The sequence below is a fragment of the Actinosynnema sp. NPDC023658 genome, assembly GCF_040639995.1.
GTDB lineage: Bacteria > Actinomycetota > Actinomycetes > Mycobacteriales > Pseudonocardiaceae > Actinosynnema.
In genome coordinates this window covers 1-11,687 of record NZ_JBFAAX010000071.1, presented here as the reverse complement: position 1 = coordinate 11,687, position 11,687 = coordinate 1, and the positions used below count along the sequence as shown (strand labels likewise).

Annotated in this window: 10 protein-coding genes and 1 tRNA gene; 8 read left to right on the top strand and 3 right to left on the bottom strand. The window is 73.2% G+C overall.

Features of this window, described 5'->3' with window-relative positions; translation table 11 throughout:
• The first annotated feature begins 204 nt into the window (after positions 1-204).
• The 6 genes from AB0G02_RS11735 (at position 205) to AB0G02_RS11710 (ending at position 8,410) form a co-directional block, all read left to right on the top strand.
• Positions 205-618, top strand: coding sequence for a hypothetical protein (locus AB0G02_RS11735; protein ID WP_360792743.1), 414 nt, complete (start codon positions 205-207; stop codon positions 616-618).
• Positions 619-720: 102 nt separating this feature from the next.
• Positions 721-1,686 (top strand): hypothetical protein, encoded by a 966-nt coding sequence (locus tag AB0G02_RS11730; protein WP_360792759.1) that lies wholly within the window; start codon positions 721-723, stop codon positions 1,684-1,686.
• Between the two features lie 126 nt (positions 1,687-1,812).
• A complete protein-coding gene (gene topA / locus AB0G02_RS11725) occupies positions 1,813-4,590 on the top strand; it encodes a type I DNA topoisomerase (RefSeq protein WP_360792741.1) in 2,778 nt (925 codons plus the stop codon).
• Positions 4,591-4,603: 13 nt separating this feature from the next.
• On the top strand, positions 4,604-5,080 hold the full coding sequence (locus AB0G02_RS11720; RefSeq protein ID WP_360792740.1) for a hypothetical protein: 477 nt from the start codon (positions 4,604-4,606) through the stop codon (positions 5,078-5,080).
• An 85-nt stretch (positions 5,081-5,165) separates the two neighbouring features.
• Positions 5,166-7,190, top strand: coding sequence for a dTMP kinase (locus AB0G02_RS11715; protein ID WP_360792738.1), 2,025 nt, complete (start codon positions 5,166-5,168; stop codon positions 7,188-7,190).
• Positions 7,191-7,210: 20 nt separating this feature from the next.
• A complete protein-coding gene (locus AB0G02_RS11710; protein WP_360792736.1) occupies positions 7,211-8,410 on the top strand; it encodes a DNA polymerase III subunit delta' in 1,200 nt (399 codons plus the stop codon).
• Between the two features lie 25 nt (positions 8,411-8,435).
• On the opposite strand, the gene AB0G02_RS11705 is transcribed toward AB0G02_RS11710, so the two are convergent.
• Positions 8,436-10,010, bottom strand: a complete 1,575-nt coding sequence (locus tag AB0G02_RS11705) for a hypothetical protein (RefSeq protein WP_360792734.1) — start codon at positions 10,008-10,010, stop codon at positions 8,436-8,438.
• 124 nt (positions 10,011-10,134) lie between these two features.
• Here AB0G02_RS11705 and AB0G02_RS11700 point away from each other — a divergent pair.
• Positions 10,135-10,208: transfer RNA gene (locus tag AB0G02_RS11700), tRNA-Thr, on the top strand.
• Positions 10,209-10,367: 159 nt separating this feature from the next.
• Entirely contained in the window at positions 10,368-10,544 is a 177-nt protein-coding gene (locus tag AB0G02_RS11695; protein ID WP_360792732.1) for a hypothetical protein, read from the top strand.
• Here AB0G02_RS11695 and AB0G02_RS11690 read toward each other — a convergent pair.
• Both AB0G02_RS11690 and AB0G02_RS11685 read right to left on the bottom strand, forming a co-directional pair.
• Positions 10,531-11,481 carry a TIGR03617 family F420-dependent LLM class oxidoreductase gene (locus AB0G02_RS11690; RefSeq protein WP_360792730.1) on the bottom strand — a complete coding sequence of 317 codons (951 nt, stop codon included), beginning with the start codon at positions 11,479-11,481 and terminating at the stop codon, positions 10,531-10,533. The genes AB0G02_RS11695 and AB0G02_RS11690 overlap by 14 nt on opposite strands.
• Before the next feature lie 11 nt (positions 11,482-11,492).
• The coding region (locus AB0G02_RS11685; RefSeq protein WP_360792728.1) for an excalibur calcium-binding domain-containing protein at positions 11,493-11,687 on the bottom strand (195 nt) is incomplete at its 5' end.

The window sequence follows — 11,687 nt, the reverse complement described above, 5'->3', positions numbered from 1 at the left end:
GTTTTTTATTCATACACGCCCGCCCCCGGGGGGGGGGTGGCCGCCGGGGGGCTCCCCCCGGGGGGGGGGGGGGGGGGGGGCCCCCCCCCCCCCCCGACCCAGGGGTCGTCCGCGACCACCACCACGACGACCGCGGCGGACGCCGACCCGGTCAAGTGGACCGGCACGTTCTGCCAGGGCATCGGGCCGACGGTCGAGGGCGTCATGTCCCTGCTGAAGACCATGTTCGAGGGCGGTGCGGAGGACCCGGCCGTGCAGAAGGCCGCCCTGCTCGACTACAGCGACAAGGCCGGCAAGGCGCTGTCCGAGGCGGGCCAGAAGCTGGACGACCTCGGAGCGCCGTCGGCCGACGCGCAGCAGCTGCACGACGAGCTGGTCAAGTTCTTCACCGACTCGGGCAAGACGCTGACCGAGGTCAACACCGAGCTGGCCAAGCTCGACCCGGCCGACCCGGAGTTCGCCGCCAAGCTGGAGCGGCTGGGCGGCGACCAGGCCGACCCGTCCAAGCTCCAGGAGCAGGTCAAGAAGCTCCAGGCGGACCCGAAGCTCGGTGAGGCGTTCAAGCAGGCTCCGGAGTGCGTGAAGATGTCGGAGACGCTCAAGAGCCTCGGCGGCTGACACCGGCGGTGACACCGCTGGGACGAGTGGGACCGTTGGGGTAGGTGGTTCAGCCCTTCGGAGACTGGCCGTGGTCGAACGTGTGTTCTACGCTGCCTGACCGTGGGGCAACTGTCCTTCTTCTCGGCGGAGGCGAGGCAGCCTTGCGTCGGTGACCTGGCGGGCCTGCTGTGCGGGCCCGGTCAGGCGCTGGGCTTCGCCCGTGGACGCGCGGCCCGGGTGTCGGTGGGAGTCGACACCCGGGCCCGTGCCGCCGCCGTGGCCGCCGCGCTGGCCGAGCGCGGGGTGCAGGCGCGGGTCGAGCTGGTCAGGACCGCGTCGGCGCAGGCCGGGCCCCGGTCCGAGCCGGTGGAGCCCGAGCCGGCCCCGGTGGGTGCCGCCGAACCCGAGCCCGAACCCGCCGCGGAACGGCCGGAGCCCCCGGCGGACCCGGACGACCCCGTGGACGACCTGGACGACCTGGTCGACGAGGTGGTCGACGAGCTGGACGAGCCCGTGGACGAGCTGGTCGACGACGAGCCGGACGGCTTCCAGCCGGTGGTGATCGGGTCGGGCCGCCGCGCCCCGGAGCCCGAACCCGCCGCCGAGGAGCCCGAACCCGAATCCGTGGCGGAGGAGCCCGAAGCCGGGGCCGGGGGACCGGGAGCCGACGGACCCGCACCGGACGCGGTCGACCCCGAGCCGGAGATCACCGAGTCGTGGCAGGTCACGACACCCTTCCGGGCCGACCTGGCCGGGTTGACCGCGCAGTGGTTCGACGGCCGGCGCAAGGTCGTGCCCCCCGACTTCACGCTCGACGGCGGCGCGCTGCGGCTGTGGGCGCTCGCGTCCGGCCGCTGGGTGGAGTCCGGCTCCGGGTACCTGCTCGGCCTCGATCCGGCCGCGCCCGACACGCACGAAACCCTCCGAAAAGCATTGGCCACGTCGGGCCTCCCGGCGACACTCTTGGCGGACGGGGCCGGGGGACCGGCCCTCCGGGTGGTCGGCAGACGGCGGCTCGAACGGCTCGCGGAGCTGGTCGGACGCGCGCCGCGGGGCGTTGCCGAGCGCACCTGGCCGGCTGCGTAGCGCGTCGGGTTGGCGGAGGATCCGGCACAGTTGTGTCACCCTGTCCCGACCAGGGCTGCCCAGCGGCGACAAAGGACAGTGCACACTGGCGGGTCGGGACACAGTGTTCGAAGAGAGCGGGACGGCGTGGCTGGATCGACACGGGCGAGGAAGACAAACGGGGGATCAGCGAGCGGCAACCGGCGGTTGGTGATCGTCGAGTCGCCCGCGAAGGCGCGGAAGATCGCGTCGTACCTCGGCAACGACTTCGTCGTGGAGTCATCCAAGGGGCACATCCGCGACCTGCCCCGCGGCGCGGCCGACGTGCCCGCGAAGTACAAGGGCATGCCGTGGGCCAGGCTCGGGGTGGACGTGGACCACGGCTTCGAGCCGCTCTACGTCGTCACGCCGGACAAGAAGGCGACCGTCGCCGAGCTGAAAGAGCTGCTCAAGGACGTCGACGAGCTCTACCTCGCGACAGACGGCGACCGCGAGGGCGAGGCCATCGCCTGGCACCTGCTGGACACGCTGAAGCCGAAGGTCCCCGTCCGGCGGATGGTGTTCCACGAGATCACCGAACCCGCGATCCTCGCCGCCGCCGCGAACCCGCGCGACCTGGACCAGGACCTGGTCGACGCCCAGGAGACCCGCCGCATCCTCGACCGCCTCTACGGCTACGAGGTCAGCCCGGTGCTCTGGAAGAAGGTCATGCCGAAGCTCTCGGCGGGCCGCGTGCAGTCCGTGGCGACCCGGATCGTGGTCGAGCGCGAGCGCGAGCGGATGAAGTTCGTCACCGCGTCGTACTGGGACGTCTCCGCGACGATGGACGCGGGCGCGGAAGCCTCGCCCCGCACGTTCGGCGCCCGGCTGATCGCGGTCGACGGCACCCGCCTGGCGGCCGGTCGCGACTTCGGCTCCGACGGCAGGCTCAAGGCCGGGCCCAAGGGAGCGCCCTCCGACGTCCGCGTGCTGGACGAGGCGCACGCCCGGGCCATCGCGGACGGCCTGGTCAACGCCACCATGACGGTCTCCTCGGTGGAGGAGAAGCCGTACACGCGCAAGCCGTACGCGCCGTTCATGACCTCCACGTTGCAGCAGGAGGCGGGCCGCAAGCTGCGCTTCTCCGCGGACCGCACCATGCGCACCGCGCAGAAGCTGTACGAGAACGGCTACATCACCTACATGCGCACCGACAGCACCACGCTGTCGGAGACCGCGATCGTGGCGGCGCGGGCACAGGCCACCGAGCTGTACGGCTCGCAGTTCGTGGCGAGCCAGCCCCGCCAGTACACGCGCAAGGTCAAGAACGCGCAGGAGGCGCACGAGGCCATCCGCCCGGCCGGCGAGGTGTTCCGCACGCCCGGCCAGGTGGCCCGCGAGCTGGAGTCCGACGAGTTCAAGCTGTACGAGCTGATCTGGCAGCGCACGATCGCCTCCCAGATGGCCGACGCGCGGGGCAACACGACCAGCGTCCGCATCTCCGGCACGACGACCGGCGGCGAGGCCGTCACGTTCGCCTCCTCGGGCCGCACGATCACCTTCGCGGGCTTCCTCAAGGCCTACGTGGAGACGGTCGACTCGGAGGCGGGCGGCGAGTCCGACGACGCCGAGTCGCGCCTCCCGCAGCTGGTCAAGGACCAGTCGCTGCTGGCCGCCGAGCTGTCCGCGGACGGCCACTCGACCTCGCCGCCGCCCCGCTTCACCGAGGCGAGCCTGATCAAGACGATGGAGGAGCTGGGCATCGGCCGGCCCTCCACCTACGCCTCGATCATCAGCACCGTCCAGGACCGCGGCTACGTGTGGAAGAAGGGCTCCGCCCTGGTCCCGTCGTGGGTGGCGTTCGCCGTGGTCGGGCTGCTGGAGCAGCACTTCGGCCGCTTGGTGGACTACGACTTCACCGCGGCGCTGGAGGACGAGCTGGACGGCATCGCGGCCGGTCGCCAGGAGCGCACCACGTGGCTGTCCGGGTTCTACTTCGGCGGCAACGTCGGCCCGGAGTCGTCGGTCGGCCGTTCCGGCGGGCTGAAGAAGCTGGTCGGCTCCAGCGTGGAGGAGATCGACGCCCGCGAGGTCAACTCGATCCCGCTGTTCTCCGACGACGAGGGCCGCACGGTCTACGTCCGGGTCGGCCGCTACGGGCCGTACCTGGAGCGCGAGGTCGAGGGGCCGGACGGCGGGGCCGCGGCGCAGCGGGCCAACCTGCCCGACGACCTGCCGCCCGACGAGCTGAACCGGGAGATCGCGGAGAAGCTGTTCGCGACGCCGCAGGAGGGCCGCTCGCTGGGCAGCGACCCGGTCACCGGGCACGAGATCGTGGCCAAGGAGGGCCGGTTCGGGCCGTACGTCACCGAGGTGCTGCCCGAGGCGCCCGAGGGCACGAAGAAGGCGCCGAAGCCGCGCACCGGCTCGCTGTTCAAGTCGATGTCGCTGGACTCGGTGACGCTGGACGACGCGCTGAAGCTGCTGTCGCTGCCGCGCGTGGTCGGCAAGGACCCGGAGACCGGCGCGGAGATCACCGCGCAGAACGGCCGGTACGGGCCCTACCTGAAGAAGGGCACCGACTCGCGGTCGCTGACCAGCGAGGACCAGCTGTTCTCGGTCACCCTCGACGAGGCGCTCAAGATCTACGCCGAGCCGAAGAAGCGGGGTCGGGCGGCTGCCGCGCCGCCGTTGAAGGAGCTGGGCGCGGACCCGGTGTCGGGCAAGCCCATGGTGGTCAAGGAGGGCCGGTTCGGCCCGTACGTCACCGACGGGGAGACCAACGCCTCGCTGCGCAAGTCCGACAGCGTCGAAGGCCTGTCCGACGAGCGGGCGGCCGAGCTGCTGGCCGAGAAGCGGGCCAAGGGGCCGACGACGAAGAAGAAGGCCCCGGCGGCCAAGAAGGCGCCCGCGCGCAAGAAGGCACCGGCCAAGGCGAAGAGCTAGGGGAGGTGGGGCGGTGGACGGCTCGCGCGCCGGCCGGCCCGGTGGCGACCGGTTCGGTGGCGACCGGTTCGCCCCGGACGGGACGCAGCCGCCCCCGCCCCCTCCGCTGTTCCCGGACCCGCTCGCGGGCCTGGTGACGGGCGAGCGGCAGTACCGGCCGCCCGCGACCGCGATCCCGACCGCGCCGGCCGTGCCGCGGCCCGTGCCGGCGCAGGTCCCGCCCACCCGCCGTGCCCCGGCGCGACGGTCGGCGCAGGCGTCCCGGCCGCCCGCGCAGGCCCCGGCGCAGCACGTGTCGGGTCAGCCGGCGGCTTCCACGCCCTACGCCGAGCTCGCCCGTCGCCAACCCGAGCCGGTGGGCGGTCAGGTGGAGCCCAGGAAGGGCCGGGGCGCGCTGATCGGGTGCCTCGTGGCGCTGGTCGCGCTCGGCGGACTGCTGTTCACCGTGGTGCGGGAGATCGTCGAGGCCGTGGTCGACCTCCTGCGCTGAACGCCACGTCAGTCACCCGAATGGTGGATGTGGCCAAGTGGGTGAATCGGTCCGGCTACCCTTACGGCCAGCACCATCGGCGGGGGTGAGCACCATCCAAGACGGCGGCACAGCGGCGTCGACCAGCCACCGGATTCGCAGCGTGTTGGCGATCCGGCCCTTCCGCAGGCTCTGGGGTGTCACCTATCTGTGCAGCGTTGGTGACTGGTTGTCGTTGCTGGCCCTGACGGGCCTGGTCACCAAGCTCATGGACAGCTACCAGTGGCAGAGCTTCTCGCTCAGCCTGGTCGTGCTGACCCAGCTCCTGCCCGGCATCCTGTTCGCGCCGCTCGGCGGCGTGCTGGCCGACCGGTTCGACCGCCGCAAGATCATGGTCGTCTGCGACCTGCTGCGCGGCGGCCTGTTCATCTCCATCGCGCTGGTGGGCACCGCGTGGTGGTTGTTCATCGCGAACTTCCTGGTCGGCTGCTGCGCGATGCTGTGGATCCCGGCCAAGGACTCCGCGGTGCCGAACCTGCTGCGCCGACCGGACCAGGTGGAGACGGCCAACCAGCTCGGCCTGGTGATGACCTACGGCATCTCGGTCATCTCCGGCGCGGGCCTGTACTCGATCATCTCCGGCATCCCCGGCTACCTGGGCCTGCAGAACAGCAACCTCGAGTTCCGCATCGCCACCATCGCGGTCATGGTCAACGGCGCGCTGTACGTGACGTCGGCCATCATCGTGGCCACCCGCATCCCGGAGCTGTCCGGCCGGATCGCCGCGGTCAAGCGCACCCGCGAGAACGGCGAGGCGCCCGGCTTCTTCGCCATGCTGCGCGACGGCATGAGGTACGCGGCCCGCACGCCGCTGGTCCGCGGCCTGGTCATCGGCATGATCGGCGCGTTCGCCGCGGCCGGCGCGGTGATCGGCACGGCCACCCCCTACTCGCAGTCGCTGCTGGGCGGCGACTCCACGTTCGGCCTGCTGTTCGTGGCCGTGTTCGCGGGTCTGGCGCTGGGCATGGCGACCGCGCCGCGGATGGCCCGGCGGCTGCCCTACGACCGGCTGTTCGGCCTGACGATCCTGGTCGCCGGCCTGAGCCTGCTGGTGGTGTCGTTCGCGCCGCACCTGTGGGTGGCGCTGGTCGCGGTGGCGTTCGTCGGCGCGTCGGCGGGCATGGCGTTCCTCACCGGCCTGACCATCGTCGGCTCGCAGGTCGAGGACGCGATGCGCGGCCGGACCGTGGCGCTGCTCCAGTCGCTGCTCAAGGTGGTGCTGTTCGCCTCGTCGGCCGCCGCCCCGCTGCTGGTCACGGTGGTGCAGAAGCGCACGGTCACGATCTTCGACCACCCGATGCAGGTGGACGGCACGCGCCCGGTGCTGTTCGGCGCGGGCGTGATCGCCGCGCTGCTCGGGCTCATCGCCTACCGGCAGATGGACAACCGGCGGTCCGAGCCGATCCTGTCCGACCTGCTCGCCGTGCTGCGCGGTCGGGCGCGGACCGGCGGCCTGCTGATCGCCGTCGAGGGCGACACGCGCCAGGACACCTCGGTGCAGGCCCGCAGGCTGTCCGAGGCGTTGCGCGAGACCGGCCGCGAGGTGGTGCTGGCCTCCGACCCGGACCTGGACGAGCAGCGGCTGCGCAACCTGCTGACCACCGCCGACCTGGCCGGGGTGCGGGCGCACGCGCTGGTGGCCGCGGCCGTGCGGGCCGACGTGGTGGAGCGCGAGGTGCGGCCGGCGCTGGACAACGGCGCGCTGGTCGTCATGGAGCGGTACGTCGACAGCCCGTTGGCGCACTTCAGCGCCGCGGGCAGCGTGGAGCCGCGCGAGGTGGAGGGCCTGGTCGACTGGGCCACCGGGCGGCTGCGGCCGGACATGACGGTGCTACTGGACCGCACGCCGTCGCAGGTTCGGGCCTCCGGCGGCACGCTGGACACCGTCGAGCACCACTGGCGGGTGCAGAAGCTGCTGACCGACATGGCCTCCGCCGACCCGGAGCGGTACGTCGTGGTCGACGCGGACGGCACCGAGGACGAGGTGGCCGAACGGGTGCGGACCGCTGTGCTGCCGCTGCTCGCGCGCAGGACCAGGATGCCGGTCAAGCCGGTCGCGGAGACGCCCTGACGGATCGGTACGGTCGCCTGGTGAACCGTGGTGTGTGGGGTGATGTCGTAGGTCAGCCCGAGGCGGTCGCGGTGCTGTCGGCGGCGGCCGAGGCGGCCGCGTCGATCGTGGCGGGCGGGTCGCCCGCGCCGGGTGCGATGACCCACGCGTGGCTGTTCACCGGGCCGCCCGGTTCGGGGCGCTCGGGGGCGGCACGGGCGTTCGCCGCCGCTCTGCAGTGCACCGCCGCGGACGACCGGCCGGGCTGCGGCTCGTGCGCCGGGTGCCACACCGCGCTGGCGGGCACGCACGCCGACGTGCGGGTGGTCGCGCCCGAGGGGTTGTCGATCTCGGTGGCCGAGATGCGGTCGCTGGTGCAGGTCTCGGCGCGGCGGCCCACGTCCGGGCGGTGGCAGGTGGTGATCATCGCTGACGCCGACCGGCTCACCGAGGGCGCGGCGAACGCGCTGCTCAAAGCGGTGGAGGAGCCTCCCGCGCGGACCGTGTTCCTGCTGTGCGCGCCGTCGGACCACCCCGAGGACGTGTCGGTGACCATCCGGTCGCGCTGCCGGATCGTGTCGCTGGCGACGCCCCGCGCGGCGGCGATCGCGTCCGCGCTGGAGGACGAGGGCCTGGCGCCGGAGGTGGCGTCGTGGGCGGCCTCGGTGTGCGGCGGGCACGTCGGTCGGGCGCGGCGGTTGGCCACCGACGAGGAGTCGCGGTCCCGGCGCGAGGCGGTGCTGCGGATCCCGCTGGCGCTGAAGCGACCGGCGGACATCTTCACCTGCGCCGACCAGCTCGTGTCGGCCGCCGAGGGTGACGCGCTGACCGCCAACGAGGGCCGTGACCAGGCCGAGCGGGAGGCGCTGGAGACCGCCATGGGCGGTGGCGGCACCGGCAAGGGCACCGCCGCCGCGTCACGCGGCGCCAAGGGCGCGTTGAAGGACCTGGAGAAGCGGCAGAAGTCGCGGGCCACCCGGACCCAGCGCGACTCCCTGGACCAGGCGCTGGTCGACCTGGCCGCGTTCTACCGGGACGTGCTGGTGACCGCGACCGGCGCGCGGGCCGTGCTCAACCACCCGGACCGGGCCGAGGACGCCCGCGCGGCGGCGACGTCGTGGTCGCCGGAGTCGACGCTGCGGCGGCTGGAGGCGGTGCTGGGCTGCCGGACCGCGCTGGAGCTCAACGTGAAGCCGCGCATCGCCATCGAAGCCATGCTCACCACCCTCCAGCGGGGCTGAGCACGCCGTTTCCGGCCGGGGTCGTTCAGGCCCCGGTCGGACGTGCCGCCGGTCGGCGGCGGTTCGGCAGGGCGGCGACCACGACCACGCCGACGAGCAGCAGCGCGGTGCCCGTCCAGAAGATCGGCACCGTCTTGTACGCCGCGTTCGTGTAGGCCAGCGGTTCGCCCTGCTTCGGCGGGGCGGCCTGACCGCCGCCACCCGGTGGGATCTGCGCCGGGGCGCACACCACGCCGCCGTTCGGGGCCGCCGCGCGCACGACCTGCTCGCCCAGGGACACCTGCGCGAGCGCCGACGGCAGGTTCGGCAGGCCGAGCGCGTCGGTCGGCAGCAGCTGGAGGTCCAGCAGGCGCGCGGTGGCACCGAGCATGAACCCCTTGATGGTCGGTCCACCCTGCTGCAGCGGGCCGTCGATCACCATGTCCTTCTGGTTGAGCTGCGCGACCTGCAACCGCAGCACACCGATGTCCAACCGGGGCAGGCCGTCGGCCAGGGCGCCGACCAGCGGCAGCTTCTGGCCCGGCGCGACGCCGATCGGGACGTCCAGCCGCGGGTTGGCCGCGTCGATCGTGCCCAGCTCCTTGCCGCCCTGGCTGACCCGCAGCACGGGCGCGGTGTAGGTGATCTTCGACGTGGCCTGGTCGCCGGTGGACAGCGCGACGAGCGTCGGCTGGCCGACCACGTCGACCCGGATCTCGGCCGCGGTGCCGGCCAGGAGCCGGACGCTCGCGGCCTGGAGGGTGGACGTGGACCGCACGGCCTTGTTCGCGCTGCCGGGCACGTCGACCAGCTCGACGGTGGAGTGGGCGCTGAGCGTCTCCGGGAGGCTGAGCAGCGAGCCGTTCGCGCCGGAGTCGGGCGTGCCGGACAGCAGGCCGCCGAGTTGGCTCAGCGGCGCGGTGAGCTGCTTGACGCTGTCGATCAGCGACTGCTTGGCCGCCGCGTCCAGCTTCGGCGCGTCCGCGGTGAGCAGGCCGGTCAGGTCGGGCGTGCCGGGCAGGGTCGGGATGGCGTTGAGGACGCTGAGCGAGGCGACGGAGGTCCGGGCGTCGGCGAGCGGCTGCACGCACGGGCCCAGCTCGTCGTTCCAGCGGGCGTGCACGCTGCCGTCGAGCAGGCCGACCTTGAGCAGGGCGTCCAGCGGCGTGGCGGGTGGCGTGAGGCCACCGGTGAGGGGCGCGGCGTTGTCCGGCGAGGCCGTCTGCACCAGCGTGCCGGGCGTCTGGGGCGCACGGCCGGCCACCGCGAAGCCCAGCGGCGACGCCTGCGCCACCGACCGCTCGTAGGCCAGGTACGCCTCGGTGTTGGCCTGCGCGGACGCGAGCCCGACCCCGATCTCGGCCGCCGACTGCTCCGGCAGCTGCTCGCCGAAGCCGGGCAGGATCGTGTCGGTCGGCGTGGCGCCCGGCGCGAGCCGGACCACGGCCAGGCCCGTGCCCGCGTCACCGACCGCGTGCGCCTGGAGCGTCGGTCCGGCGGACACCGGCGGCTGGTTCGGGTCGCGCGGCCCCGGCACCGGCGTCGTCGACGGCTGGGCGAGCGCGGGCGCGGCGCAGAGCGCGACCAGCACGGCGGCGGCGGGCAGGGCCATCAGGCGCATGTGGTCGAACCTCCAGGACAGCGGCGTCGATCCGCGACGCGTGCGTGAGCAGCGTCACTTCTGCTCTAACGACCCAACCCCTGGTCGGGTGACGCCGGGGCGTGGGCTATAGTTGTCGCGTCTCGCCGCCTTAGCTCAGTCGGCCAGAGCGGCTCACTCGTAATGAGCAGGTCATCGGTTCGATTCCGATAGGCGGCTCGCGAGATGGGGACCAAGTCGGTGCACTCGGCTTGGTCCCCTTTTTTCTTCGGCCTCCGTGCCGGTTCCAGCGTAGGTCGTCGCCACTGCTCCATCGGAGTGACGTTTCCACCATCGGCGTCAGGCGTGGGCCACGGTGTCGTTGCCACCGTGGAGGTGATGGCGATGGTTTCGATGGTCGTGCTGACGGTGCTGGCCCTGCCGCTGGCCGTGCTCGCGGCGCGGGTGGGGCGTCGGCACTGGGTGCGCAGGCGGACCGTGGCGCGGGTCCGGGCCGAGTTGTTCCGGCACTGGGTCCGCGAGGAACCGAGCGGGCGTCACCTCATCCGGTCCTGACGACCGGCGCCGCGATCCTGGTGATCACGTCGCCGTAGCGGCGGGTCAGCTCCGCCTTCGCCGCTGCCGGCGTGCCCACGACGGCGAAGGCGTGCAGGACCTCGTCGGTGACGGCGGCGGCCATGTCGTCCCACCGCTGCCGCCGGGACAGCCGGTGCAGCTCCTCGTGCAGGTCGCCCCAGCCGTGCAGGTCCAGCACCGCCCGGTAGGCGGGCGTGGAGCCGTAGAACGCGATCTGCCGCCTGACCTCGGCCACGGCCGCCTCGTCGCACGCCACCATCGACGGTCCGCTGATCCCCAGCCCCTCCAGCGGCCTGCCCGCCTTGGCCCGGCCCCTGGCCAGCGCGGGCAGCGTGACCTCGCGCAGGTAGCGCTCGGTGGTGAAGCTGTGGCACAGGAACCCGTCCGCCACCTCGCCCGCGGCCTCGGTCATCAGCTCACCGACGCCCGCCAGCCACACCTCGGGCGGACCGTGGGGGTTGGGCCCGGGATCGAAGAACGGGGTCATCAGCGTGTGCGTGTAGAACTCGCCGCGGAACCGCAGGCGCTCGCCCGTGGCCCAGCTGTGCCAGATGGCCCGCAGCGCCAGCACGAACTCGCGCATCCGCGCGGCGGGACGTGACCACGGCATGCCGAACCGCTTGGTGACGTGCGGCTGCACCTGCGAGCCGAGGCCCAGGTGGAACCGGCCGCCGGAGAGCAGCTGGAGGTCGTTGGCCTGCACGGCGGTGCTCATCGGGTTGCGGGCGAACGCGACCGCGATGGCCGTGCCCAGCTCGACCCGTTCCACCTGCCCGGCCACGCGGCCCAGCGCCAGGAACGGGTCGTGCCGGGTCTCCGCGAGCCAGAAGCCGTCACAGCCCTCGGCCTCGGCGGCGCGTGCCGCGTCGAGGACGGTGCGCGGGTCGTACTCGACCTCCAGCCGGTCCACCTTCATGGCGGTGGAACCTACTCGCAGGCCACCCCGTCCTTGTCGCGGTCCAGGGCGGCGCGGTAGCCGGGCTGGCCGGCGTACAGGGGTGCCTTGCCCGCGGCGCGGACGGCGTCGCAGTTCGCGTAGTAGGCGGCGGGTGCCTCGGGCTGCGGCGCGGGCTGCACCGGTTGTGGCGCGGGCGGGTTGTTCGTCGGCGCGGGCGGCGGCGG